Source organism: Defluviimonas salinarum, assembly GCF_026013545.1.
Classification (GTDB): domain Bacteria; phylum Pseudomonadota; class Alphaproteobacteria; order Rhodobacterales; family Rhodobacteraceae; genus Albidovulum; species Albidovulum salinarum.
Genome location: NZ_JAPDOG010000020.1, coordinates 48,450 through 74,966 on the forward strand (window position 1 = coordinate 48,450; position 26,517 = coordinate 74,966).

Sequence of the window (26,517 nt, forward strand, 5' to 3'; positions counted from 1 at the left end):
GTCCGGCGGAACGGCATCGGCGTCGTCGCGCCCCTCAGCGCCAGTCGAAGAACCCTTTGGGCGCCTGCCCGAGCAGATCGCGCGCGAGGTCCGCCCCTGCCTCGGCCGCGTCCCTGACCCCGCAGCGGCGCTCGCCGCGGATCACCTCGGAGCCGTCCGGCCTCAGGATCTCGCCCCTGAGCCAGAGTCCGTCGTCGTCATGGACCGCGAGCCCGGCGATCGGCGTCTCGCAGGAGCCGTCGAGCGTGGCGAGATAAGCGCGTTCGGCGGCGAGCCGCTCGCCGGTCGTCCGGTCATGGATCGCCGCGAGCAGCTCCGCAGCGCGGCTGTCGGCCAGCCGCCGCTCGATGCCGATGGCGCCCTGGGCAACGGCCGGCAGCATCTCCTCGACCGAGATAGGCCCCCGCGCAACCCCGGTCATGCCGAGCCGGTTCAGCCCCGCCATCGCGAGGAAGGTCGCCGAAGCCACCCCGTCCTCGAGCTTCTTGAGCCGTGTCTGAACATTGCCGCGGAACTCGACGATCCTCAGATCCGGCCGCCGGTTGGCGAGCTGGGCGCGCCGACGCAGCGAGGAGGAACCGACGACCGCACCCTCGGGCAGATCCGCGAGGCTCCCGGCCGACGGCGACACGAAGGCGTCGCGCACGTCCTCGCGCGGCAGGTAGCAGTCGAGCGTCAGCCCGTCGGGCTGGGCGACCGGCATGTCCTTCATCGAATGGACCGCGATGTCGATGTCGCCCGCGAGAAGCGCCTCCTCGATCTCCTTGGTGAAGAGGCCCTTGCCGCCGATCTCCTTCAGGGGCCGGTCGAGCACCCGGTCGCCGGTCGTCTTGATGATCACGATCTCGCAGGCGTCCTCGGGCAGCCCGTGCGCGGCCATGAGGCGCGTTCGGGTCTCGAAAGCCTGCGCCAGCGCCAGCGGCGAGCCGCGGGTGCCGATCTTCAGCGGTCTGGTTACGTCGGGCATCTGCATGAGCCCGGCATAACCGCGACAGAATGCCCTTGCAATGGGCCGCGCTGGCGCATCCGCTTGACATCCCGTCGCAGGGCGGGGTGAAAGGGGCCGAGAGGTGAGAGATGACCAAGACGATCCTGCGCGCCCTAGCCGGCGAAACCCTGCCCGTGCCGCCGGTCTGGATGATGCGCCAGGCGGGCCGCTACCTGCCGGAATACCGCGAAACCCGCGCGAAGGCGGGCGATTTCCTGTCGCTCTGCTATAACCCCGACCTCGCCGCCGAGGTCACGCTGCAGCCGCTTCGCCGCTACGGCTTCGACGCCGCGATCCTCTTCGCCGACATTCTGCTTCTGCCGCAGGCGCTCGGTTCCGATCTCTGGTTCGAAACCGGCGAGGGTCCGCGATTGTCCACGATCACGGGACCTGCGGACCTCGCCCGGCTGAAGGACCGCGACGCGATTCACGAGACGCTCGCGCCGGTCTATGAGACGGTGCGGATCCTCTCCCGCGAACTCCCGAATGAGGTCACGCTGATCGGCTTCGCCGGCGCGCCCTGGACCGTGGCAACCTACATGATCGCCGGGCGCGGCACGCCTGACCAGGGTCCGGCCCACGCGCTGAAGGCCGCCGACCGCGCGACCTTCGCCGCGCTCATCGACCTTCTGACCGAGGCGACGATCGACTACCTCTCGGCCCAGGTCGAGGCCGGCGCCGAGGTCATCAAGCTTTTCGACAGCTGGGCCGGCTCGCTCAAGGGCCAGGACTTCGACGATTTCGCCGTCGCGCCCGCCAATCGGATCATCGCCGCGCTCAAGGCACGCCATCCCGGCTTGCCGGTCATCGCCTTCCCGCGCGAGGCACGCGAGCGCTATGTCGGCTTCGCCAAGGCGACCGGGGCCGATTGCGTCGCGCTCGACAATTCGGTCGCGGCCGACTGGGCGGCCGAGAACGTGCAGACGGACGGCTGCGTCCAGGGCAATCTCGATCCCTCGCTCCTCGTCACCGGCGGCGAGGCGCTGGTGACGGAGACGCGGCGCATTGTGAAGGCCTTCTCGAACGGCCCCCATATCTTCAACCTCGGCCACGGCATCACGCCGGACGCCGATCCCGAGAATGTCCACCGGATGCTCGCGGCGATCCGCGGCTGAGGATCAGCTTTCGATTCGGGCGCGGTGCCGGGCGTTGAACGTCTCCAGCTCCGCCGCCGATCCGGGACGCCCGGTGAAGGTCAGAAGGTAGGTCGGGATGCGCTGAAGCCGCGTCTCCAGCGTCTCGGCGGTGCCGAGCGCGAGGTAGCCCACCTGCGTCAGGTAGACGGTGTTGGCGCGGATGTCGGCCTCCTCGGCGCCGTAGCCGTGGCGCTGGAACATCGCCCGGATCGCGGCGAGGCGCGTGTTGTCCGCCGCCTCGAAGGCCCGCCCGAGGTCGGAATCGGTGCGCGCCCAGTTCCGCATCGCGACATCGAGCGCGGCATCGAACAACTCCGGCGTCACCCAGCAGTCGAAGAGGTTCAGCACCGCCTCGTTGATCGTCGCCGCCGCGATCTCGGTCTGGAGCACGAGGTTGCCGGTGTTCTTCTCCTGCCACCGCTTCACCAGTGCCGCCAGCAGCGACTCGCGGTCGGTGAAATGCCAGTAGAAGCTCGTCCGCGACAGCCTGAGCCGCCGGGCGAGCGGCAGGATCTTCACCGCCTCCACCCCGCCTTCGATCAGGAGCTGATAGGCGGCCTCGATCCAGCCCGCCTCGGTTCCGCGCCAGCCGCGCCCAAGCGATTCCATGTCTTCCATGCCGCTTCATAACCAGATCGCGGCGAACCGGGGTCGAAAAAAATCGACACATGTGTCGGTTTTTGCCCTCCATCGCCTGCAAATCCGGCGTAAAACCGATTCCGTAATCGCCCGGACACGACCCGGGCGCCTTCGGACAGGAACCGCCATGGCTTCGAAAGACCCCCTCCTCCAGCCCTATCAGCTCAAGCACCTGACGCTGAAGAACCGGATCATGACGACGAGCCACGAGCCCGCCTATCCGGAAAACGGCATGCCCAAGGACCGCTACCGTGCCTATCACGTCGAGCGCGCCAAGGCCGGCGTCGCGATGACCATGACCGCGGGCTCTGCCGCGGTGTCGAAGGACAGCCCGCCGGTCTTCAACAACATCCTCGCCTACAAGGACGAGGTCGTGGGCTGGATGAAGAAGCTCACAGACGAGTGCCACGACCACGGCTGCGCGGTGATGATCCAGCTCACCCATCTCGGCCGTCGCACGCATTGGAACAAGGGCGACTGGCTGCCGGCGCTGACCTCCTCGCATCAGCGCGAACCGGCCCACCGCGCCTTCCCGAAGAAGATGGAAGACTGGGACATCGCCCGCATCATCCGTGACTACGCCGATGCGGCCGAGCGGATGGCCGAGGCCGGGCTCGATGGCATCGAGCTGCAGTGCTACGGCCACCTGATGGACCAGCTCATGTCGCCCCTGACGAACGAGCTCGACGCCCCCTATGGCGGCACCCTCGAGAACCGGGCCCGCTTCACGATGGACGTGCTCGCCGCGATCAAGGAGCGCGTGGGCGACAGGCTCCTCATCGGCATGCGCTACACCGCCGACGAGACTGCGCCGGGCGGCCTCAGCGAGGAGGAAGGCATCGCCGTAGGCAAGATGTTCAAGGCGTCGGGCCATGTCGATTTCCTCAACGTCATCCGCGGCCAGATCCACACCGACCCGGCGATGACCGACGTGATCCCGGTGCAGGGGATGGCCTCCGCCCCGCATCTCGACTTCGCCGGCCGGATCAAGGCCGAGGTCGGCCTGCCGACCTTCCATGCCGCCCGCATCCCCGATGTCGCGACCGCGCGCCATGCCATCGCCTCGGGCAAGCTCGACATGATCGGGATGACGCGGGCGCACATGGCCGACCCGCATGTCGTGCGCAAGATCATCGAGAAGCGCGAGGACGACATCCGGCCCTGCGTCGGCGCGACCTACTGCCTCGACCGGATCTACCAGGCGGGCGACGCGCTCTGCATGCACAACGCCGCGACGGGCCGCGAGCTGACCATGCCGCATGACATCGCACCGGCGGCCGAGAAGAAGAAGGTGGTGGTCGTCGGCGCCGGTCCCGCGGGTCTCGAAGCCGCCCGCGTCGCGGCCGAGCGCGGCCATTCGGTCACCGTGTTCGAGGCCGCCTCGAAACCCGGCGGGCAGGTTCGGCTCACCGCCCAGAACCCGCGCCGCAAGGAGATGATCGGCATCATCGACTGGCGCATGGCGCAATGCGCGGCCCGCGACGTCGAGTTCCGCTTCGACACCTGGGCCGATGCCGCCGACGTCATCGCGCTTAATCCCGATGTCGTGGTGATCGCCACCGGCGGCCTGCCGCAATCAGAGGTGCTGGAGGCCGGCAACGAGCTCGTGGTCTCCTCCTGGGACATGATCTCGGGTGATGTGAAGCCGGGCTCGAACGTCCTCGTCTACGACGATGCGGGCGACCATGCCGGGCTGCAGGCCGCCGAGGTCGCGGCGAAGGCCGGCGCCAAGGTCGAGATCATGACGCCGGACCGCAGCTTCGCGCCGGACGTGATGGCGATGAACCTCGTCCCCTACTTGCGGTCGTTGCAGGACAAGGACGTGACCTTCACCGTCACCTTCCGCCTGACCTCGGTCGCGAGGGACGGCAACCGCCTCAAGGCGGTGATCGGCTCGGACTACATGCCGCTCGCCAAGGAACGGCACTACGACCAGGTCGTGGTGAACCACGGTACGCTGCCGATGGACGAGCTCTACTTCGAACTGAAGCCGATGTCGGTGAACCTCGGCGAGGTCGACTACGACGCGCTCATCGCCGGGCGTCCGCAGACCGTGAACGGCGGCCCGAAGGACGGGTTCCGGCTCTTCCGCATCGGCGACGCGGTCGCGGCCCGCAACACCCATGCGGCGATCTACGATGGCCTGCGGTTCCTGAAGGACGTCTGATCACGCCCTTCCCCTTTTCGCCCCGTCCGGTATTGTGACGTCTCGGGACCGGTCCGCACTTTCGGGTGACGGGCTGGCCCGCGCGCCGCAACGACGGTCGGGAGGAAAGGGAATATGCGATATCTGGCTGCGACAACCGCCGCCGAGGCCGCTGCCGCGCTGGCGGCGGAAACCGGTCTCACGCGGGTCCTGGCGGGCGGGACGGACGTGCTCGTCCAGCTCCGCTCGGGGCTCGTCGAACCCGAGCTCGTCGTCGACATCAAGAAGATCCCCGGCATGCGCGAGATCACGGCGGAGGCCGGCGGTTTCCGCATCGGCGCCGCGGTCTCGGGCGCCGAGATCGGCGAGCACGAGGCGCTCTGCGCCCTCTGGCCCGGCGTGACTGAGGGCGTGCAGCTCATCGGCTCGACCCAGGTGCAGGGGCGCTGCACCATGACTGGCAACCTCTGCAATGCCTCGCCCGCGGGCGACGCGGTGCCCTCGCTGGTGGCGGCGAATGCGGTCGCGCGGATCGCCGGGCCTCAGGGCGAGCGCGACTGCCCAGTCGCCGAGATCCCCTCCGGCCCCGGCAAGACCACGCTGAAGAAGGGCGAGATCATCTCCTCGATCTTCCTGCCCGCCCGGCCCGGCCGCGCCTCCGACGCCTACCTGCGCTTCATCCCGCGCACCGAGATGGATATCGCGGTTGCCTCCGCCGCAGTGTCGCTGGAACTCGACTCGGGCGGCACCGTGAAGACCGCGCGCATCGCGCTTGGCGCGGTGGCGCCGACCGTGATCGCGGTCGACGCGGCGGCCGCACTCCTCGTCGGCACCAGGCTCGATGACGGAACCCTCGCCAAGATGGCGCAGGCCTGCGAGGCAGTCTGCAAGCCGATCGACGACAAGCGCGGCACCGTCGCCTTCCGCACGAAGACCGCCGGCACGCTCGCCAGGCGCGCCGCGCTCATCGCTTACGCCCGCGCCGGAGGTTCCAGATGACCAAGATCCATGTCTCCACCACGATCAACGGCGACGCCCACGAGTTCCTCTGCGCGCCGGACGAGACGCTCCTCGACGTGCTGAGGAACCGGCTCGGCCTCACCGGCGCCAAGGAAGGTTGCGGCACCGGCGATTGCGGCGCCTGTTCGGTGACCGTCAACGGACGGCTCGTCTGCTCCTGCCTCGTCCTCGGCGCCGAGGCCGAGGGGGCCGAGATCGCGACCATCGAGGGCATGGCCGACGGCGACGACCTGCATCCCCTGCAGCGCCATTTCATCGACGGCGCGGCGCTGCAATGCGGGGTCTGCACGCCCGGCATCCTCGTCGCCGCCAAGGCGCTCCTCGAGAAGAACCCGGACCCGACGGACGAGGAACTGCGCTACTGGCTCGCCGGCAACCTCTGCCGCTGCACCGGCTACGACAAGATCATCCGCGCCGTGCAGGCGGCCGCGGCCGAGATGAGGGGGGCCTGAGATGTCCTTGGACGAATACCGCAAGCGCGAGTTCAAGCAGGTCGGAACGCGGGTCCGCCGCCCCGACGGGGTCGACAAGGTCACCGGCCGGGCGATGTACGGGGCCGACGCCACCGCGCCCGGCATGCTCTGGGGCCGCATCCTGCGCTCGCCCCATGCCCATGCCCGGATCCGCTCGATCGACGTCTCCGCCGCGCTGGCGCTGAAGGGCGTTAAAGCCGTGGTCACGGCCGAGGATTTCGGCGTGCCGGAGGACGATTTCACCCGCGACGTGCAGGACAACTGCATGGCGCGCGGCCGCGCGCTCTATGACGGCCACGCCGTCGCCGCAGTCGCCGCCGTGGACCAGGCGACCGCGCGGGCGGCGCTGAAGCTCATCAAGGTCGATTACGAAATCCTGCCGCATGTCACCGACGTCGACGCGGCGATGCAACCCGGCGCGCCCGTGGTGCAGGAAGGCCGGGTGCAGGAGAACGTGCCCAAGGGCTTCTCCGACAACGTCACCGCACATTTCGAGTTTGGCCACGGCGACCTCGACGCGGGCTTCGCCAAGGCCGACAAGATCGTCGAGCGGTCATTCAAGACCGCCGCCACCCATCAGGGCTACATCGAGCCCCATGCCTGCCTCGCCTCGGTCACCTCGGACGGCAAGGCCGACCTCTGGTGCTGCACGCAGGGCCATTTCTACGTCCGTACGCTCTGCGCCGGGATCCTCGGCATGGAGGCGAGCCAGCTCCGTGTCACCGCTTCCGAGATCGGCGGCGGCTTCGGCGGAAAGACCACGGTCTTCATCGAGCCTGTCGCGCTGATGCTTTCGAAGAAGGCCGGGCGGCCGGTCAAGCTCGTGATGAGCCGCGACGAGGTGTTCCGGGCTACCGGGCCGACGGTTTCGTCGTCCTCCGACATCAAGATCGGCATGACGAAGGACGGCCGCATCACGGCGGCCGAGGCGACCCTGCGCTATCAGGGAGGCGCCTTCCCCTGCGGCACGACCGAGTTCGGCACCCAGGCGGCCTTCGCGGCCTATGACCTCGACGCCGTGCGCACTTACGGCTGGTCGGTGATGACCAACCGCCCGAAAGAGGCCGCCTACCGCGCGCCGGGCGCGCCGGTCGCGATCTACGCGGTCGAAAGCGTCGTCGACGAGCTTTGCCAGCATTTCGGCCTCGATCCGCTCGATGTGCGCCTGAAGAACGCCGCGCGGAAGGGCACGAAATCCTCCTACGGGCCGACCTTCCCCGATATCGGGCTCGTCGCGACGCTGGAGGCCGCCAGGGCGCACCCGCACTACAAGGCGCCGCTCGGCCCGAACCAGGGCCGCGGCCTCTCCTGCGGCTTCTGGTTCAACTTCGGCGGCAATACCTGCGTGAGCCTCAACGTGAACACCGACGGTACCGTCGGCATCACCGAAGGCAACCCCGACATCGGCGGATCACGCGCCTCGATCAGCCTGATGGCGGCCGAGGAACTGGGCATTCCCTACGACAACATCCGCACGATCGTCGCCGACACGTCGTCCTTGGGCTACAACGACGTGACCGACGGCAGCCGCGTGACCTTCGCGGTGGGGCTGGCAACGATCAAGGCCGCGCGCGACGCGGTCCGGAAGATGTGCGCCCGCGCGGCGAAGATCTGGGGGATCGACGAGGAAGCCGTCCAGTGGAAGGACGGCGCGGCGGTGCCCGCCGGCCCCAATGCCGGGAAGTTCCCGCCGATGACGCTGGCCGAGATCGCCGCCGTCTCCGCCGAGACCGGCGGCCCGATCGCCGGCCATTACGAGGTCAACGCCGACGGCGCCGGGGTGTCGTTCGGCGTCCATCTCTGCGATGTCGAGGTCGACCGCGAGACCGGCGCGACCAAGGTCCTGCGCTACACGGTCTTCCAGGATGCCGGCAAGGCGGTGCATCCCGACTATGTCGAGGGCCAGATGCAGGGCGGCGCGGTGCAGGGCATCGGCTGGGCCTTGAACGAGGAGTATATCTACGGCGAGGACGGACGGCTCCAGAACCCGACCTTCCTCGACTACCGGGTGCCCGTGGCCTCGGACCTGCCGATGATCGAGACGGTGATCCTCGAAATCCCGAACCCCGGCCATCCCTACGGCGTGCGCGGAGTCGGCGAGACCGGCATCGTCCCGCCGCTTGCGGCGCTGTCGAACGCGGTCTCGCACGCGATCGGATTGCGCATGAGCGAACTGCCGATGTCGCCGCCGCGCATCCTGAAGGCGCTCGGGGGCTCCTGATGGTCAAGGTCCTGCTCTGGGGTTCGCTCCGGCAGGCAACTGGCGGGCTCGCCGAGGTCGAGGTCGAGGCGGCGAATTTCAAGCAGCTCCTCGACCGGCTCGCGGTCGAATATCCCGGCCTCAAACCCCAGATCGCGCGCGGCATCTCGCTTTCGCTCGACGGCGTGATCTACCGCGAGGCCTGGTTCACCGAGATCGGACCCGACAGCGAGGTCGTGCTCATGCCCTACATGACCGGCGGCTGACGCGTCGCAGGCGGGGCGGCGAATCGATTACGCGACGGGCTGACGCAATCAGGTCGTTTCCGGGGGCCATTCCGTCGCTATACGAACAAACTTCGCGCCTGCCGCAGGGGAAATAAGGTTCCGACGCCGGACTGAAACAACATGTTGAAATCGGGGAACGGTTCCGTTTTAGTCACCACACGGGTACAGAAGACATCAAAACACCAACGGGGAGCCCGACATTGACCAGCGCCACAGCAAGCGGTTCGCCCGCATTTGTATCGTTTGAGCACGTTCAGAAAAGCTATGACGGCGAGACGCTCGTCGTCAAAGACCTGAACCTCTCGGTCGGAAAGGGCGAGTTCCTGACGATGCTCGGGCCCTCGGGTTCCGGCAAGACCACCTGCCTCATGATGCTCGCCGGGTTCGAAACCGCGACTCACGGCGAGATCAAGCTCGGCGGGCGCCCGATCAACAACATCCCGCCTCACAAGCGCGGCATCGGGATGGTGTTCCAGAACTACGCCCTCTTCCCGCACATGACCGTGGCCGAGAACCTCTCGTTCCCGCTCGAAGTGCGCGGCATGGCCAAGGCCGAGCGCGAGAAGAAGGTCAAGCGCGCGCTCGACATGGTGCAGATGGGCGCCTTCGGTGGCCGCCGCCCGGCGCAACTCTCAGGCGGCCAGCAGCAGCGGATCGCGCTCGCCCGCGCGCTGGTGTTCGAACCTGAACTGGTTCTGATGGACGAACCCCTCGGCGCGCTCGACAAGCAGCTCCGCGAGCACATGCAGTTCGAGATCACCCGCCTTGCGCATGAGCTCGGCATCACCACGGTCTACGTCACCCACGACCAGACCGAGGCGCTCACGATGTCCGACAACATCGCGGTCTTCGACGACGGCCGGATCCAGCAGCTCGCACCGCCCGCCGTGCTCTACGAAGAGCCGGAGAACAGCTTCGTCGCCCAGTTCATCGGCGAGAACAACACCCTTCTCGGCACCCTGAAGGAGATCAAGGGCGACGTCGCCCTGATCCAGCTCGACGACGGCGAACTGATCGACGCCAAGCCCGTGAACGTCTCCAAGCCCGGCGAGCGCACCCGCGTCTCGATCCGGCCCGAGCGGGTCGAGTTCAACAAGGCTCGACTCCAGCCCGGTGCCCACACGCTCAAGGCCGAAGTGCTCGAATTCATCTATATGGGCGACATCTTCCGCACCCGGCTCAAGGTCGCGGGCAACGAAGAGTTCATCGTCAAGACCCGCAACGCGCCCGACCAGGTGCGGCTCGAGCCGGGCAGCCAGATCGAGATCGGCTGGCTGCCGACCGATTGCCGGGCGCTCGACGCCTGAGCCTCCGGGCGCGGGGCGCAAGCCCCCGCGCCCGCAATCCGTTTGGCCTGGCAGCTTGTCCCGGAGCGGGGGCCAGATCGACTATTCGGGAGCATATAGGGAGTATGCAATGAACGTGACCAAGACCCTTCTGGCGACGACCGCGCTGACCTTCGCGGCCGGTGCGGCCTCGGCCCTCGACCTGACACTCGTGTCCTGGGGCGGCGCCTACCAGACCTCGCAGCTGAAGGCCTATGCCGAGCCCTACATGGCCGAGCATCCGGACGTGAACATCATCTGGGACGAAAGCTCGGCCGAAGCCGTGGCCAAGCTCCGCGCGATGAACGAAGCCGGCAACATCACCTGGGACCTCGTTGACGTCACCGTCTCCGACTCGATCCGCCTCTGCGACGAGGGCCTCGCCCGCGAGATCGACTTCGACACCGAGCTGGCCCCGGCGCCGGACGGAACCCCCGCCTCCGAAGACTTCGGCGCCACGCTGAACAACGACTGCTTCGTCCCGCAGATCGTCTACTCGACCACCTTCGGCTACCGCACCGACCTCGTCGGCGACACGCCGCCGACCTCCGTCTGCGACATCTTCGATCTCGAGAAGTTCCCGGGCAAGCGATCGCTGCAGAAGCGTCCGATCGACAACGTGGAATGGGCGCTCTTCTGCGACGGCGTTGCCAAGGAAGAGATCTACAACGTCCTCAGCACCGATGAAGGCCAGGCCCAGGCCTTCGCCAAGCTCGACACGATCAAGGATCAGGTCGTGTGGTGGACCGCAGGCGCCGAGACGCCGCAGCTGCTCGCCGACGGCGAAGTCGTGATGGGCTCGACCTTCAACGGCCGCCTGTTCTCGGCGATCGCCGAGCAGAACCAGCCGATCGGAATGCTGTGGGACATGCAGTCCTATGACCTCGACGGCTGGATCGTCCCGGCTGGCCTGTCCGAAGAGAAGGAAGCCGCCGTCATGGACTTCCTGAAGTTCGCGACCGACACCCAGCGTCTGGCCGATCAGGCCAAGTACATCTCCTACGGCCCGGCCCGCGCCTCCTCGGCGCCGCTCGTCGGCCAGCACGCCGATCTCGGCATCGACATGGCGCCGCACATGCCGACCGACCCGGCCAACGCGACCAACCCGCACATCTACGACTACAGCTGGTGGGCTGACAACCGCGACGACCTGGACGCCAAGTTCCAGGCCTGGCTGGCGCAATAATCGCCTAACGCCTTCGGAAGGGGCCCCCGGGCCCCTTCCACCCCATTCGTTTGTGACTTTGAAGAACCAGAAGCTCTGACGGGGGAGACATGAGCGACACAACCCAGACCGGCCCGATGCGGGCCGCAGACGGCACGCCGCTGAAGACGAGCCTCGCCCGCGCGCTCCGGCGCCAGAAGCTGCGGGCGCTGATGCTGATCGCGCCGCTTCTCATCTTCGTGCTGGTCACCTTCATCGCGCCGATCGCGGACATGCTGTTCCGCTCGGTCGAGAACCAGATCGTCTCGGAAACGCTGCCGAACACGGTGCGCGCGCTGAAGGACTGGGATCCGAAATCCGAAGCCTCGCCGGACGAGCCGGTCTTCGCCGCCCTCGCGGTGGATTTCCAGGTCGCGGCCGAACAGAAGATCCATACTAAGCTCGGCTCGCGGCTGAACTACGAAGATCCGGGCATTTCCTCGCTCTTCCGCAAGACCGGACGCGGCGCGGACGACATCGGCAAGGAGTTCATGGGCCGCTTCACCGACGCCGACAAGGCGTGGAAGGACGGCGAGACCTGGGCCGCGCTCATGGGCTCGGACGCCTGGCTCGAGAAACAGGCCGAATGGGCCGCCGCGAAGGAAGACGGCGCGCGCGAGCCGCGCTTCGCCCCGCGCAGCGAGGCCGCCGACGCGCTGCCGCTGACCGCGGACGCCTACAGGACCTTCGCCCGCGACACCCAGGCCACCGGCCGCAAGGGCGTGCCCGACACCAAGCCCTGGCCCGCCCTCTTCACCGCGCTGGCGCAGGATCTCGCCACGGCCTCGCCCGAGGCGCTCGCCGCCGTGGGCGGCCCGAGCGCGGGGCTTCTCGCCCCAGCCGCCACGGCCGTCGCCGGGTTCGAGCCCTTCTCCTACAAGGAGACCTTCGTCGGCATCGACAAGGACTGGGACAAGGTCAGCAACTGGGAGACGATCCGTCTCTACAGCGGCAACTACACGCCGGGCTACTTCCTGAACGCGGTCGACCTCGAAAAGGGCGTCGACGGGGTTCAGACCCGGCCCGAGCAGCAGCGCATCTATCTCAAGCTGTTCTGGCGCACGATGTGGATGTCGATGCTGATCACCTTCTGCTGCCTGCTGCTCGGCTATCCGGTGGCATGGCTCCTGGCCAACCTGCGCGCCTCGACGGCGAACGTGCTGATGATCCTCGTCCTCCTGCCGTTCTGGACCTCGCTTCTGGTGCGGACCTCGGCCTGGAAGGTGCTGCTGCAGCAGCAAGGCGTGATCAACGACATCCTCGTCTGGCTCGGCCTCGTCGATGACGCGAACCGGCTGGTGATGATCAACAACCAGTTCGGCACGATCGTCGCGATGACGCATATCCTGCTGCCGTTCATGATCCTGCCGCTCTACTCGGTGATGCGGACCATCCCGCCCTCGTACCTGCGCGCGGCGAAGTCGCTTGGCGCGACCAACTGGACGGCGTTCTGGCGGGTCTACTTCCCGCAGTCGGTGCCGGGCATCGGCGCGGGCGCGATCCTGTGCTTCATCCTCGCCATCGGCTACTACATCACGCCGGAACTGGTGGGCGGCACTCAGGGCGTCTTCATCTCGAACCGGATCGCCTTCCACATCTCGTCCTCACTGAACTGGGGACTTGCGGCGGCGCTCGGCTCGATCCTGCTCGGAGCGGTGCTGCTGCTCTACTACGTCTACGACAAGATCGTCGGCATCGATAACGTGAAGCTGGGGTAACAGACATGAGCAGCCTTCATTCCGAAATCCCGACCCCGAGCCTCACCGGCTTCACCCTGCCCCTGATGGCGGCCGCCGGCCTCGGCTTCGGCTACATCGTGGGCACCGCCAACGGCCAGCCGCTGATCGGCGCCGTGGCCGGCGCGGTGCTCTCCGCCGCGCTCGGCTATGTGCTCGCGAGCTTCGTTCCGGACCGCCGCACCGGGCGGCTCGGTACCGCCGCGGTGGCCGGCATTGCCGGCTTCGCGATGGCCGGCACCTCAGGCCTCGTCGCCGGGGCGATCATCGGCCTCATCCTGAGCTGGTTCGCCTACTGGCTCTCGACCGGCGACTACCGCCGCTCGGTCCCGTCCTACGCGACCGCCGGCGACGTCCTCTGGAGCAACAGCTTCAAGTTCATCTGCGGGCTGATCTTCTTCTTCCTGATCGCGCCGATCGTCGTCGTGCTGCCGCTGAGCTTCAACGCCCAGGACTTCTTCACCTTCACGCCGGAGATGCTGGCCTTCGATCCAGACGGGTACTCGCTGAAGCACTACCGGGACTTCCTGTCCAACCCGGACTGGACGCGGCCCCTGAAGAACTCCTTCGTCATCGCCCCCCTGGCGACGATCATCTCGGTCTCGCTCGGCACGCTCGCCGCGATCGGCCTCAGCCAGAGCCATGTGCCCGGCCGCCGCGCCATCATGGCGATCCTGATCTCGCCGATGATCGTGCCCCTGATCATCTCGGCGACCGGCATGTTCTTCTTCTACTCCAAGCTCGGCAACTGGATGGAGGGCAATCTCGGCATGTCGAAGGACTTCATCGGCTACGTCAAGGTGATCCTCGCCCATTCGGTGCTCGGCATTCCCTTCGTCATCATCACCGTCACCGCGACGCTGGTCGGCTTCGACCGGTCGCTGACGCGGGCGGCGGCGAACATGGGCGCCGGGCCGGTCCGCACCTTCTTCAAGGTGCAGATGCCGCTGATCCTGCCGGGCGTGATCTCGGGCGGCCTCTTCGCCTTCATCACCTCCTTCGACGAGGTCGTGGTCGTCCTCTTCGTCGGCTCGGCGGCGCAGAAGACGCTGCCCTGGCAGATGTTCATCGGGCTTCGCGAGCAGATCTCGCCGACGATCCTCGCGGTGGCGACAGTCCTCGTCACCTTCTCGGTCCTTCTTCTGGCCACGCTCGAGCTCCTGCGCCGGCGTTCGGAACGCCTGCGCGGCATGAGCCCGACCTGAGGCGGGCGGAACCGAAAGGAAAGGCCGGCCTTCGGGCCGGCCTTTTCGTTTGCCCGGACCGTGGCCGCGATTCGAGTGGAAACGCGGCGAACCATGCTTGCGGGCCGGTCCGCGACCCTGGCCATCCAGGGGCCGGTATTGCCGCCGCATGTGTGCTAGACTGGAACACACGACTGGATGCGCGTTCGGGGAGGATGGCGAAACTTCAAGTACAGTTGCTTGGCACGCTCAAGGTTGGGATCGGCGGCCGGGATCCGCTGCCCCTGCCCCGCAAGGTGCGCGCCCTTGTTGCCTGGCTTGCGCTCCAACAGGGCAGGCCGATGGGGCGCGAAGCGGCCAGCGACCTGCTCTGGGGCGACAGCGCCCAGAAGCAGGCGAGCGCATCCCTGAGTCAGGCGATTTACGCCTTGCGCAAGGCCCTCGGAGTCCATGCGGACGTTCTCTCTGTTAATCCCGAGACGATCTGCCTCTCGACCGCCGGCATCAAGGTCGACGTGCCGGAGTTTTCCCGGCGCGCCCGAAGCAGCGACCACGACGACCTCCTGGCGGCGCGGGAACTCTATGCGGGCCCGTTTCTGGACGGCTTTCCGGCGCCGACGCCGGCGTTCGCGGACTGGCAGCTCGCCGAGGAGCGGCGCCTGCGACTGGAAGCCATCGACGCGCTGACGCGGCTTCTGGCTCTGCAAACGGCGCAGGGCCACGAGGAGGAGATGGTCGCGACCGCCCACAGGCTGCAGGACCTCGATCCCTACAGCGAGACGGCCGCGCGCAGCCTCATGGCCCATCACGCGACCGCCGGTCAGATCGGGCCCGCCAGCGACGAATACGAGCGGCTGCGCGAAAGCCTGGCTGACGAGCTTGGAACCGAACCCGAGGCGGAGACGACCGGGCTTTACCAGCGCATCCTCGACGAGCGCTCCGCACCGAAGTGGGCGGCTCACGAGCCAAGGCCCGAGCGGCCCGCTCCGGGCCCACGACGCGGGTTCTGGATGCGCGTCGCCGGCGCCGCGCTGCTGGCCCTGCTCGCGGCGGGGGCCTTCATCGTGCAGACCCGTCCGGAGTTCCAACCGGTCGATGCCGCGACGATGGCCTATCCGCTCCCCGACAAGCCCTCCATCGCCGTCCTCGCCTTCGACGACCTGAGCGCGGGCGCGGATCAGGGCTATCTCAGCGACGCGATCAGCGAGGGCATCATCCATCATCTGTCGCGCTTCTCCGAGCTCTTCGTGATCGCCCGCAACTCCAGCTTCCACTATCGCGACACCGCGACCGATGCCCGAAAGATCGCGCGCGAACTGGGCGTGCGCTACATTCTGGAGGGCAGCCAGCAGAAGGACGGCGATCGGCTGCGCATCACCGCCCAGCTCATCGACGCGCTGGAAGGCAACCATGTCTGGTCGCAACGCTATGATAGCGACATTCTCGACCTCTTCGCGGTACAGGACGAGATCACGAACACGGTCGCCGCGACGGTCGCGGGCTCGGTTCTCGTCCGCACCGGCGAGGAAGCCAAGCGCGCCGACCCCGCAACGCTCAACGCCTACCAGTTGCAGTTGCAGGCTCAGCGACACTTCGGAGAATTCACGCGCGACGGGACGGAAAAGGCGCGGCAGGCCAATCTTGCCGCCCTGCGGGCCGACCCGACCTTTTCCCAGGCCTATGTCGGACTGACCTATGTCCATCTCAACGGCTACCGCTGGGGGTGGTCGGAGCTCAGCCGTGAAGACGCGCTCGAGGCGGCACGCGAAACGGCGCAGAAGGCGCTGGACCTCGCACCCGACGACTACACCTCCCACGAAGCGATGGCCTATGTGCACGTTCAGGCCGGAGAGCTCGACGCGGCGATCGTACGCTACGAGACCGCGCTCGAGTTCAATCCGAATGCGACGAAGGTCATGGCCATGCTGTCGGAGCCGCTCGGCTATGCCGGGCGGACCGAAGAGGCCGAGGAGCTGGTACTCCGGGCCAGCCGCCTCGATCCGTTTCACCCGGACTGGTACGAATGGAATCTCGGCTGGATCCGCTGGCTGCGCGGCGACTGCGACGGCGCTCTGCGGGCAATGAACGAAGTATCGAGAATGCCACCGCTCGCCCGCCGGGATCTCGCGATCATTCATGTCTGCCGCGGCGACCTCGACGCGGCGCGGCGCGAGATCGGCGTCCTGCTCGACACCTTTCCGGATTATTCGGTCGAGGCCGTGCGGCTCAACTTCCGCGGCAAGTACCGCGATCCGGCGGATGAGCAACGCTATCTCGACGACCTGCGCACGGCCGGGTTGCCGGAAACGGCAGCAACGGCGCGGTCGAAGCAAGCGTCCGAGTAGCAGGGACACGGCAAGCCCTCACCGCGTCCGAGCGACGCGCGGTTTTCTTTCCTCAGGAACCGTCTGCCTCGCGCAATCCGGCCAGAAATCCCGCTTTCGGGCATTTTTGAGAGCGGCTTGATCGCGCACTGACGTGGGCTTGAGGCCGCCGGTTCATCCTTCCCGCATGGTCCCTGCGACGGAGGAAGGTTTATGCGATTTCCGTATCTTGCAACCCTCGGGGCCGCGGCCGTGCTCGCCGTGGCGGCGCTGCCCGCTCAGGGCGAGACGACCATTTCCGGCGCGAAAACACACGCCGAACTTGCCGCGATCGAGGACGCCGTTCCGGTCCTCGAGGCGTGGATCGACCATTTCGGAACCTACCCCCGCGTCGAAACCGTGAGACCGCGCATCGTGTTGGTCCCGGCGGGCAAGATGGCGGCGATCAGCGCCGGGACCGCGCATCACGGCCCGGCGACCCGCGGCGCCTACGACGCCGAAACCGCCACGATCTACCTGCAGCGCCCGTGGTTCGCGGACAGGGTCTACGACCGCAGCATCCTGCTGCACGAACTCGTCCACCATCGCCAGACCCATGCGCGCCACTGGTATTGCGATCAGGCGATGGAGTGGGATGCCTACAAGCTTCAGGAAACATTCCTTGATCAGGCAGGCATCGAAGCCGGGATCTTCTGGCTCGCCATCGCGCTCGAGTCCAGTTGCGCGGTGCGCGATCACCATCCGGACTGAACCCGCCCCGGGCACAGTTCGGCGCAAAGCCTCAGCCGAGGATCGTCAGCCAGACCGACACCGTGAGGATCGACAAGGCGGTCGCCACCAGCACCGCCGTCGCCGCGACCCGCTTGGCCACGCCGTACATGTTGGCAAAGATGTAGGAGTTGATGCCCGGCGCCATCGCCGCCGTCAGCACCGCCGACCGGAACGGCGCAGGCTCGAGCGCGAAGGCCGTGCCAAGGCTCCAGGTGATCGCCGGATGAAGGCCGAGCGCCACCGCGCAGATGAAAAGCACCGTCAAGAGATCCCCCTCCGGCCGGTAGCGCACCAGAACGCCGCCAAGCCCGAAGAGCGCCGCCGGAAGCGCCGCCCGTACCATCAGGTCCACCGCCTCGGTGAAGACGCCGGGCAGTTCGGTGCCCGAGAGATTGACCGCGAACCCGAGCGCGATGCCGATCACCAGCGCATTGCGGAACATCGCGGTCAGCACCGCCCTGATCATCGTGAAGATGCCGCGCCCGCCGTGGCGCACGATCTCCATCGTGGTGATGCCGAGCGCGTAGCAGAACGGCGAATGCACCGCGATGATCGCGTAGTTGGCGGCGAGCGCCGCTTCCCCATAGGCACGCTCGGTGATCGCTAGGCCAAGCAACAGCGAGTTCGAGAAGAGGCAGCAGAAGCCGATCGCGACGCTGTCGGGCCAGGGCCGGTTGAAGATCACCCGCGCGCCGAGGATGCCGGTCAGGAACCCCGCCGTGGCGCCCGCGTAGAACGAGAAAAGCAGCGGCCATTCGAAACTCTGGCCGAGGTCGAGCGTCGATATCGCGCGAAAGAGCAGGCAGGGGATCGCGAAATTCTGGGTGAACTTCATTAGCCCGTCGACGCCGGCATCGCTGAAGGCCCGAAGTCGCACCGCGAGATAACCGAAGCCGATCACCAGGAAGACCGGCAGCGTGACCTCCAGAAGCGCCTGGATCGGCAGCGCCGGCAAGAGGTTCAGACCTCGACTTCCAGCACCATCCCGTCATAGGCGGCGCTGACATGGTCCGGGGTCTCGGCCTCGACCGTGGCATGGTCGATGTCGACATGCATGTTGGTGAGGATCCCGCGCCGCGGCTTCGCCCGCGCGATCCATTCCAGCGCCAGCGCGAGATGGGCATGGGTCGGATGCGGCTTGCGGCGAAGCGCGTCGACGATCCAGACGTCGAGATCCTTCAGGTGGCTCTCCCAGACCGGTTCGGGGATCTTCAGCACGTCCGGGAGATAGGCGAGCCCCCCGATCCGGAAGCCGAGCGCGTCGATATCGCCGTGATCGACCTCGAACGGGTCAAGCTCGATCACCCCGCCCGCGCCCTCGATACGGACCGGCCCCTTGATCGTATAGAGATCGCAGATCGGCGGATAGGAGGACCCCTCGGGCTGTACGAAGGCATAGGCGAAGCGCGCCAGCAGCTCGTATTGCGTCGGCCCGTCGGCCCAGACCGGCACCCGGCGATGTGTCAGGAACACGATCTGGCGCAGGTCGTCGAGCCCGTTGACATGGTCGGAATGCGAATGCGTGTAGACGACCGCGTCGAGCGCATCGATCCCGGTGCGGAGAAGCTGCTCGCGCATGTCGGGCGACGTGTCGATCAGGACCCGCGTCGTGCCGCCGTCCCCGATCCGCTCGACGAGCAATGAGCAGCGGCTGCGGCGGTTCTTCGGGTTCGCCGGATCGCAGTCGCCCCAGTTGTTGCCGATCCGCGGCACCCCGCCCGAGGAACCGCAGCCGAGGATGGTGAAGCGCATCACCGCCATGTCACGCCACCTTCGCGGCCGCCGCCGCCTTGGAGAAGAGCCGCTCGAAATTCGCCTCGGTCCGCGCCGCGAACTCGGCATGAGAGAGGCCATAGACCTCCGCGCCCACCTTCGCGGTATGGGCGACATAGGCCGGCTCGTTGCGACGGCCCCGGTGCGGCGGCGGCGCGAGATAGGGCGCGTCGGTCTCGACGAGGATCCGGTCCACGGGCGCGGCGGCGAAAATGTCGCGCAGCTCCCGGCTCTTCGGAAAGGCTGCGATGCCGGACATCGAGAGGTAGAAGCCGAGATCGAGCGCGGCCCGCGCCAGCTCCGGCCCCGAGGAATAGCAGTGCATCACGCAGGCAATGGCCCCCGCCCGGTGCTCCTCGGCCAGGATCCGCGCCATGTCCTCGTCGGCCGCGCGGGCATGGATGATGAGCGGCAGCCCGGTCTCGCGCGCCGCCGCGATATGGATGCGGAGCGACTGCCGCTGCACCTCGGCGCTGTCGGCGGTGTAGTGGTAGTCGAGCCCGGTCTCGCCGATTCCGACGAACTTCGGATGCCGCGCCAGCGCCACCAGTTCCTCGACCGTCGCCATCGGCTCCTCGGCGGCGCTCATCGGATGGGTGCCCGCGGCGTAGAAGACCCCCTCGTGCGCCTCGGCGATGGCGCGGACGGCGGGCTCGTTTCTCAGCCGCGTGCAGATCGTCACCATGCGGTGAACGCCCGCCGCGCGGGCACGGGCGACGATCTCGGGGAGGTCCTCCCCGAAATCCGGGAAGTCGAGATGGCAATGGCTGTCGGTGAGGCGCGGGCTATCGGTCATGGCCTGCCATTAGCGCGTTTCGCCGCGGAAGAAAATCGCAATACCGCGCCCCATGTCCCGCCGCTTCCCCTTCATCTTGCCCGAAATATCCCGGGGGAACGCGGTGCCCCGCACCGCGTGGGGGCTGGCCCCCTTCCCGCTATCCGCCAAGCCGCTCCCGCGCGGTCTCGTCGATCTTCAGCACCATGTCGAGAACCAGCGCCGCCGGGTCGAGATTGACCGCCCGCGCATGCCGCGCCCGCGCGCCGAGGCTCTGGTGCAGCTCCGCCCAGGCCCGCGCGGCGCGGGCGTCCGGCGACAGCCGGGCGAAGAGCTGCGCCTCGCCCGGTGCAGCCTCGTCCCCCGTCGCCCCCAGAACGCCGGCGCGGGCGAGACGCGACAGGAACAGCTCCATCAGCGCGAGAAACAGCGCCAGCCGCTCCTCCGCCCCCCGCTGCGCCGCGCTTTCAGCGAGCCTCAGCGCCTGCGGCCGGTCGAGCCGCGGCAACGTCGCGAAGAGCGCGACGATGGCAGCGTAGGTCTCCAGCCCGTCGAGATTGGTGAGCCGGATCGCCTCGCCGACCGAGCCCCCCGCCAGCGCCGCGAGCGCCCCCGTGTCGCCCGCCTCCGCCCCCGCCGCCGCCATCGCCTCGGCGAGACCCTCCGGCGACAGCGGCGCGAGCCGCAGCTCCCGGCAGCGCGAGCGGATCGTCGGCAGAAGGCCCGAGGGCTGGTGGCTGATCAGCAGGAAGGTGACCGCCGCGGGCGGCTCCTCCAGCATCTTCAGAAGCGCGTTCGCGGCCGCGGTGTTCATCTCGTCGGCCGGATCGACGATCACCGCGCGGCGGCCGCCATCGGTCGCGGAGAGCTGCAGGAAGCTCTTCATCCGTCGCACCTCGTCGACCGTGATCACCGTCTTCAGCCGCTTCTTGTCCTCGTCCCAGGCGCGGCGCAGCGCGAAGAGCCGCGGCTCGGCTCCGGCCTGGAGCCGCCGCGCGACCGGGTGCTCCGGGGCGATGTCGAGCGTGTCGGGCGCCGGCGCGGGATCGCCGAAGAGCCCGCCCCCGGCCTCCTCCGGCGTCGCAAGAAGGAAGCGCGCGATGCGCCAGGCGAGCGTCGCCTTGCCGACCCCGCGCGGCCCGGTCAGGAGCCAGGCGTGGTGCAGCCGGCCGGTGCCGTAGGCGTCGAGAAACGCGGCCTCCGCAGCCTCCTGCCCGATGAGCCGAAGGGTATCGCGCGGATGCGGTGCCCCCTCGATCCGGTCGGGTTCCGGATGCCCCGTCTCGCTCATGCCAGCGCCTTCGTTGCGATCGCGGCGATCTCGGCCGCGACCGCCTCGGGCGCGCGATTGCCGTCGATCACATGGCAGCGACCCGGATATTCGGCGGCGAGCGCGAGAAAGCCCTGCCGCATCCGGCGCTGCAGATCGGCGCCGAAATCCTCGAACCGTTCCTCGGCCCCGTTGCGCCCCTTGGCGCGGGCCAGCCCAAGCTCGGGATCCATGTCGATGACGAAGGTCAGGTCCGGCTCGCGCCCGATCATCATCGCGTGAAGCTGATCGACCGTCGCCCGCAGGTCGCCGCGCGAGAGCCCCTGATACATCCGGGTGGAATCGGCGAAACGGTCGCAGATGACGATCTTGCCGGCGGCGAGCGCCGGCAAGATCGTCCGCTCCAGGTGATCGCGCCGCGCGGCGGTGAAGAGGAGAATCTCGGTCTCGGCCGACCAGCGGTCGGGATCGCCCTCGAGCACCAGCCGTCGGATCTCCTCCGCCCCCGGACTGCCGCCCGGTTCGCGGGTCAGAACCACGTCATGCCCCGCACCGCGCAGGTGATCGGCCAGAAGCCGCGCCTGGGTGGACTTGCCCGACCCGTCGATCCCCTCGAAGGTGATGAACATCCCGCCCGTCAGCTTCCGATTTCGGCCATGACCCGCTTGGCGAGAATGCCGAACGCAGTCTTGATCCGGGACGTGAAGCCGCCCTTCGCCACCGCGTTCTCGGCCACCAGAGGCACGGTCATCGGCGGAATGCCCGGCACCTCGATCACCATGTCGGCGAGTTTCTGTCCCGCTTCCACCGGCGCCTCGATGGGCCCCGTGTAAACGACGCTCGCACTCAGCTTGTCCTGCGCGAGCGAGGGCAGCAACAGCTGCAGGTCCTCGCCGACGACGAGACCGACGCGCGCGGAAGCGCCGAGCCAGACATCGGCGTCCGCAATCCGCGTGCCCTTGGCGGCTACCGTCTTCTGGACGAATTCGCGAAAGGCCCAGTTGGTAATCGCCTCGGCCTCCTGCGCGCGCTCGGCTTCGCTGGCCATCCCGGTGAGAACGAAGACGATGCGCCGGCCGTTCTCATGCACGGCCGAACCGACGAGGCCGTAGCCGGCCTCGGACGTATGGCCGGTCTTGAGGCCGTCGGCGGTCCAGTCGCCGCTTCCGCTCGTTCGCAACATTGGATTGCGGTTGCGCGAATTCGCCGGCACCCGGTCCTTGTAGTTGTAGTCCGTCATGGCGAAATACGGATAAAACTCGGGGAACTCGGTGATCAGACGGGTGGCGATGAAGCCCAGATCGCGCGCACTCATCTTGTGGTTCGGGTCGGGCCAGCCCGAGGCATTCGCGAAGTGCGATTGCGTCATGCCCAGGTCTTGCGCGCGCTTCGTCATCAGCGAGGCGAAATTGCTCTCCGAGCCTGCCAGCCCTTCCGCAACGACAACGCAGGCGTCGTTACCGGAGTTGATGATGATCCCGTGGATCAGCTCTTCGATGGTGGGGCGATCGTCGGGCTTCACGAACATCTTCGATCCGCCCATCTTCCAGGCCTTGGTCGAGACAGAAAACGTCGTGTCCATCTTGGCGCGGCCATCCTTGAGCGCCTCGAACAGCATGTTCAGCGTCATCAGCTTCGACATAGACGCGGGCGGAAGCGGTTCATCCGCGTTCTTTTCCAGCAGCACCGTACCGGTCGTGATGTCATAGACCCAGGCCGCGCCCGCAAGCGTTTCGAAGGCACGGGCCGGCAGGGCGGCCATGAGACCGAGGATCAGGAAAGCGGCAAGACGGGTCATCACTAGGATCATGCTCCTTCCTTACTTCGACACCGGATAGGCGTCGGAATAGCCGAGCTTTTTGACCCGCGCGGTGAGGGCGTCGCGCTCGGCGACACTGGCCGCGGGGCCGACGAGGACGCGCCAGATCGGCTTTCCGTTGCTCGTGCCCGAGCGGGCCGATGCGGCCAGCCCGGCGGCCGTGAGCTGCTTGGCGGCACTGTTGGCATTCGCCTCGGTGCTGAAGATAGCGACCTGGACAAAGGGGCTTTTCGGCGCCGCCCCCGCGGCGGGCGCGGTGGCCGCCGCCGCCTTGGCCGCCGGTTCGGACTTGGCCGCCGCGGCGGGTTTGGCCGCGGCCTCGCTCTCGGCGCGGTCGATCGCCGCCTCGGCGGCGGCCGTGACCGGTTCAAGCTTGGACTGCTCGATGCTCGAGCCGCTCTTGACACCCGTGGCCGGTGCTTCCTCCGCGGTGGCGGCGGGCGCCTCGGGTTTCTTGCGGAACATCCCGAAAAGGCCGCCCGTCTTCGGCTCCGGCGCGGCTTCGGCCGCTGCCGCAGCTGCCGCCGCGGGCGCAGCCGCGCCCGTCGCCGCAGGCTTTGCGGCAGGCTTGGTGGCGGGCGGCTCGGCGGCTTTCGCGGGAACCGCGGCTTCCGGCGCCGCCGGCGGCGCCACCGGCACCTCCTTGGTACGAAGCGCAACCACGCTCAGCTTGGCCGGCTGGCCGGCGAGCATGCCAAGTGCATCGGCCGCATCGGACGAGACCTGCAGGCTCGGCCCCGGATTCTCGCGCTCGCGTCGGAACAGCGCGCCCACGACCGACTTGCCGTTGGCGGTATTGCGGATCATCACCCGTTCGGGATCGGTCACGGTCGAATGCGCCACCCAGACGCCGCCGAGCGAGGGGCGGCCGTCCCACAAGCCGTCGCCGGTCAGGTTGAAGACTTCCGGCGACTCGACATCGCGCTCGACCGCAGCCGCTTTTCCGATGACACCCGACGACGGTCCGGCACCCGAGTTCTGCCCCGTGTTCTGGCACCCCGCAAGCGCCAGCATGGTCGCGATCACCACGCAGCTTCTCGCCATCCCCAGCCTATTCATCCTCGCCCCCGATTACGCGCGAACTCTCCCGTCGCGCTTGGACTGCCCAGAAAAGAAGTACGGAGGATCCCCGAAGAAGACCGCCCGACCTTCACGCCCAACCCTATGCGCCTTTACCGCGCTTGCGCCGGATTGTAGCGGCTCGCCGCAGGCAAGGAAAGGCCACCCATGTGTCCGGGCGGAAATCGGCGCGAGCCGCCTTTCAGAATCGTCCGGCCCCGGTTAGGCGTCGCCTCGGCAAGAGCGGTCCGGGCAGCTGCGCGACCCGCGAACGTGTCCCAGGCTGGACCGCCCCGGCGGCGCTGGACCGGGAAACGGGAAGCGGGTAGAAGCTCTACCGGTCATGCCTGCGGGATGCGATCACGGCGATCGGGTTCCGGCATGATGACCAATGCGGATGAGTGGCCGAGCGGTTTAAGGCACTGGTCTTGAAAACCAGCGAACCGAAAGGTTCCGTGGGTTCGAATCCCACCTCATCCGCCACTTGCCCTAGGAAACTGTTTCTCCGCGCCCGGCATCGGCCGCAATTTCTCGTTGTTTTCGAGGGTTATGCAGGTGAGGCTGAGCACTTGGTCATACGCAAGGAGGGCCGAAAGCGGTCTCTCAGGGCCGAGATTCTCTGGACCTGATGACTGCGCAGATTTGGTGAATTTCTGTAATGAATTGATAATAAATGGAAAAATTTGCCGTTCGGTTTTGGTCGTTTCGCAGTTCCATTTCCAGTGCAGGCGGCCCTGCGATCCAACCCCATTTCATGTTTGCGCGCAACGGGGTCGAAGACAACACTGCCCGTCCAGTCCGGGCTTGGCCACGCCGCTTCTTCTGCTAGGATATGGGTGAACTGATCCTTGAGGCAATAGCTGTCCGGGCTTGGCCACGCCGCTTCTTCTGCTAGGATTTCGGCGTGGAGCGTGTCGCCGCCGAGGATGTCCGGGCTTGGCCACGCCGCTTCTTCTGCTAGGATGACCGATCACACCGCGATCTGGCTGCACCAGTCCGGGCTTGGCCACGCCGCTTCTTCTGCTAGGATAACGCGATCACCGTTGGCAACAGCTATACGGTCCGGGCTTGGCCACGCCGCTTCTTCTGCTAGGATGATTCTCGCGACATCGCTCGTTCTCTTGGCGTCCGGGCTTGGCCACGCCGCTTCTTCTGCTAGGATCGGCCGATGCATCGCGGCATCGCCAGCGGCGTCCGGGCTTGGCCACGCCGCTTCTTCTGCTAGGATTTCTGTCGTCTCTTGCGAGCACTCATAGTTGTCCGGGCTTGGCCACGCCGCTTCTTCTGCTAGGATGAACGCATGAGCGACGCAATCGAGGCGCTGGTCCGGGCTTGGCCACGCCGCTTCTTCTGCTAGGATAGAATGGAGGCCATGGAAATGACGACATCGTCCGGGCTTGGCCACGCCGCTTCTTCTGCTAGGATTTGATAACGACACTATCCGCCTGACCTACCAGTCCGGGCTTGGCCACGCCGCTTCTTCTGCTAGGATTGCCAGCACTCGTACTGGTCCGTTACGCAGGTCCGGGCTTGGCCACGCCGCTTCTTCTGCTAGGATCCGACCGACATTGCCCCTGCTCGAAGGCGTCCGGGCTTGGCCACGCCGCTTCTTCTGCTAGGATTTCTGGCGCCCTGTTCGACAAGGTGGCGCAGTCCGGGCTTGGCCACGCCGCTTCTTCTGCTAGGATGCCGTCGCCTGCGTCCCGTCCGTCGAGTGCGTCCGGGCTTGGCCACGCCGCTTCTTCTGCTAGGATATTGTGGCCGATGATGTATTGCCGGTCAGAGTCCGGGCTTGGCCACGCCGCTTCTTCTGCTAGGATGGGGTCTACCGCTGCAAGCTGACGGCCACGGTCCGGGCTTGGCCACGCCGCTTCTTCTGCTAGGATCCCTGCGCTCCATCGGCGAGTGCGACGGCTAGTCCGGGCTTGGCCACGCCGCTTCTTCTGCTAGGATGCCCCACTGAGAGGACGATATGGGAGTTGAGTCCGGGCTTGGCCACGCCGCTTCTTCTGCTAGGATCCTTCCGCGTTCTTCATGCGCTCGCCCTTGGTCCGGGCTTGGCCACGCCGCTTCTTCTGCTAGGATTAGCAGATGAGGTGGCCTGATGAGCCAGGTAGTCCGGGCTTGGCCACGCCGCTTCTTCTGCTAGGATTGCTTAAACAGGAACGCCACGTTGGCATCGGTCCGGGCTTGGCCACGCCGCTTCTTCTGCTAGGATACCGCGAAATCCGCGAAGCGCCGCCGGGATGTCCGGGCTTGGCCACGCCGCTTCTTGTCAACGGCGGCGTAAAAACCGTCCACGTGGCGGAGCAAAACTCGGCCAGTTGAGCGTGCATGTCGTTGAGTGTGGGGAACGCGTCGCGCCCCGGCAGACGCGCTCTTCACATA

General features: G+C 67.3%; 21 protein-coding genes, 1 tRNA gene and 1 CRISPR repeat array. Of the genes, 13 read left to right on the forward strand and 9 right to left on the reverse strand.

Features of this window, described 5'->3' with window-relative positions:
• Window positions 1-34 precede the first annotated feature (34 nt).
• Window positions 35-967 (reverse strand): hydroxymethylbilane synthase, encoded by a 933-nt coding sequence (hemC, locus tag OM960_RS18425; RefSeq protein WP_264772964.1) that lies wholly within the window; start codon window positions 965-967, stop codon window positions 35-37.
• Window positions 968-1,077: 110 nt separating this feature from the next.
• On the opposite strand from hemC, the gene hemE reads away from it, so the two are divergent.
• Complete coding sequence (gene hemE / locus OM960_RS18430) at window positions 1,078-2,103, forward strand: uroporphyrinogen decarboxylase (RefSeq protein ID WP_264772965.1); 1,026 nt, start codon at window positions 1,078-1,080, stop codon at window positions 2,101-2,103.
• A 3-nt stretch (window positions 2,104-2,106) separates the two neighbouring features.
• Here hemE and OM960_RS18435 read toward each other — a convergent pair whose 3' ends face one another.
• Window positions 2,107-2,733 (reverse strand): TetR/AcrR family transcriptional regulator, encoded by a 627-nt coding sequence (locus OM960_RS18435; RefSeq protein ID WP_264772966.1) that lies wholly within the window; start codon window positions 2,731-2,733, stop codon window positions 2,107-2,109.
• Between the two features lie 157 nt (window positions 2,734-2,890).
• On the opposite strand from OM960_RS18435, the gene OM960_RS18440 reads away from it, so the two are divergent.
• From OM960_RS18440 to OM960_RS18490, 11 genes are all read left to right on the forward strand, one after another.
• Window positions 2,891-4,930 (forward strand): NADH:flavin oxidoreductase, encoded by a 2,040-nt coding sequence (locus OM960_RS18440; RefSeq protein WP_264772967.1) that lies wholly within the window; start codon window positions 2,891-2,893, stop codon window positions 4,928-4,930.
• Window positions 4,931-5,044: 114 nt separating this feature from the next.
• Window positions 5,045-5,908 (forward strand): FAD binding domain-containing protein, encoded by an 864-nt coding sequence (locus OM960_RS18445; RefSeq protein WP_264772968.1) that lies wholly within the window; start codon window positions 5,045-5,047, stop codon window positions 5,906-5,908.
• Window positions 5,905-6,381 (forward strand): (2Fe-2S)-binding protein, encoded by a 477-nt coding sequence (locus OM960_RS18450; RefSeq protein WP_263333698.1) that lies wholly within the window; start codon window positions 5,905-5,907, stop codon window positions 6,379-6,381. The genes OM960_RS18445 and OM960_RS18450 overlap by 4 nt, the downstream gene beginning before the upstream one ends.
• Before the next feature lies 1 nt (window position 6,382).
• Window positions 6,383-8,623, forward strand: coding sequence for a xanthine dehydrogenase family protein molybdopterin-binding subunit (locus OM960_RS18455; protein WP_264772969.1), 2,241 nt, complete (start codon window positions 6,383-6,385; stop codon window positions 8,621-8,623).
• Complete coding sequence (locus tag OM960_RS18460; protein WP_263333702.1) at window positions 8,623-8,868, forward strand: MoaD/ThiS family protein; 246 nt, start codon at window positions 8,623-8,625, stop codon at window positions 8,866-8,868. Before OM960_RS18455 ends, OM960_RS18460 begins: the two co-directional genes overlap by 1 nt.
• Before the next feature lie 221 nt (window positions 8,869-9,089).
• Window positions 9,090-10,196 carry an ABC transporter ATP-binding protein gene (locus OM960_RS18465; RefSeq protein ID WP_263333704.1) on the forward strand — a complete coding sequence of 369 codons (1,107 nt, stop codon included), beginning with the start codon at window positions 9,090-9,092 and terminating at the stop codon, window positions 10,194-10,196.
• A gap of 109 nt (window positions 10,197-10,305) precedes the next feature.
• Entirely contained in the window at window positions 10,306-11,400 is a 1,095-nt protein-coding gene (locus tag OM960_RS18470; RefSeq protein ID WP_263333707.1) for an extracellular solute-binding protein, read from the forward strand.
• An 89-nt stretch (window positions 11,401-11,489) separates the two neighbouring features.
• Window positions 11,490-13,136 carry an ABC transporter permease gene (locus tag OM960_RS18475; protein ID WP_263333709.1) on the forward strand — a complete coding sequence of 549 codons (1,647 nt, stop codon included), beginning with the start codon at window positions 11,490-11,492 and terminating at the stop codon, window positions 13,134-13,136.
• A gap of 5 nt (window positions 13,137-13,141) precedes the next feature.
• On the forward strand, window positions 13,142-14,359 hold the full coding sequence (locus OM960_RS18480) for an ABC transporter permease (protein ID WP_263333712.1): 1,218 nt from the start codon (window positions 13,142-13,144) through the stop codon (window positions 14,357-14,359).
• A gap of 194 nt (window positions 14,360-14,553) precedes the next feature.
• Window positions 14,554-16,683, forward strand: coding sequence for a BTAD domain-containing putative transcriptional regulator (locus OM960_RS18485; RefSeq protein WP_264772970.1), 2,130 nt, complete (start codon window positions 14,554-14,556; stop codon window positions 16,681-16,683).
• Between the two features lie 192 nt (window positions 16,684-16,875).
• Window positions 16,876-17,412: a DUF6647 family protein gene (locus tag OM960_RS18490; RefSeq protein ID WP_264772971.1), complete on the forward strand. Its 537-nt coding sequence runs from the start codon at window positions 16,876-16,878 to the stop codon at window positions 17,410-17,412.
• A 31-nt stretch (window positions 17,413-17,443) separates the two neighbouring features.
• Here OM960_RS18490 and OM960_RS18495 read toward each other — a convergent pair whose 3' ends face one another.
• From OM960_RS18495 to OM960_RS18525, 7 genes are all read right to left on the reverse strand, one after another.
• A complete protein-coding gene (locus OM960_RS18495; protein WP_264772975.1) occupies window positions 17,444-18,373 on the reverse strand; it encodes an AEC family transporter in 930 nt (309 codons plus the stop codon).
• A gap of 20 nt (window positions 18,374-18,393) precedes the next feature.
• Window positions 18,394-19,194, reverse strand: coding sequence for an MBL fold metallo-hydrolase (locus OM960_RS18500; RefSeq protein ID WP_263333719.1), 801 nt, complete (start codon window positions 19,192-19,194; stop codon window positions 18,394-18,396).
• A gap of 1 nt (window position 19,195) precedes the next feature.
• Window positions 19,196-20,002 carry a TatD family hydrolase gene (locus OM960_RS18505; protein ID WP_263333721.1) on the reverse strand — a complete coding sequence of 269 codons (807 nt, stop codon included), beginning with the start codon at window positions 20,000-20,002 and terminating at the stop codon, window positions 19,196-19,198.
• 139 nt (window positions 20,003-20,141) lie between these two features.
• The gene (locus OM960_RS18510; RefSeq protein ID WP_264772972.1) at window positions 20,142-21,272 is read right to left on the reverse strand and encodes a DNA polymerase III subunit delta'; all 1,131 of its coding nucleotides are present in this window, start codon (window positions 21,270-21,272) and stop codon (window positions 20,142-20,144) included.
• Window positions 21,269-21,880: a dTMP kinase gene (gene tmk / locus OM960_RS18515; protein WP_263333725.1), complete on the reverse strand. Its 612-nt coding sequence runs from the start codon at window positions 21,878-21,880 to the stop codon at window positions 21,269-21,271. The genes OM960_RS18510 and tmk overlap by 4 nt, the downstream gene beginning before the upstream one ends.
• A gap of 8 nt (window positions 21,881-21,888) precedes the next feature.
• Entirely contained in the window at window positions 21,889-23,013 is a 1,125-nt protein-coding gene (locus OM960_RS18520) for a D-alanyl-D-alanine carboxypeptidase family protein (RefSeq protein ID WP_263333727.1), read from the reverse strand.
• A 57-nt stretch (window positions 23,014-23,070) separates the two neighbouring features.
• The gene (locus OM960_RS18525; RefSeq protein ID WP_264772973.1) at window positions 23,071-24,114 is read right to left on the reverse strand and encodes an SPOR domain-containing protein; all 1,044 of its coding nucleotides are present in this window, start codon (window positions 24,112-24,114) and stop codon (window positions 23,071-23,073) included.
• A 410-nt stretch (window positions 24,115-24,524) separates the two neighbouring features.
• Between OM960_RS18525 and OM960_RS18530 the strand changes: the two genes are divergently transcribed.
• A tRNA-Ser gene (locus tag OM960_RS18530) sits at window positions 24,525-24,612 on the forward strand.
• 313 nt (window positions 24,613-24,925) lie between these two features.
• Window positions 24,926-26,413: a CRISPR direct-repeat array (repeat unit 36 nt; unit sequence GTCCGGGCTTGGCCACGCCGCTTCTTCTGCTAGGAT).
• Window positions 26,414-26,517 lie beyond the last annotated feature (104 nt).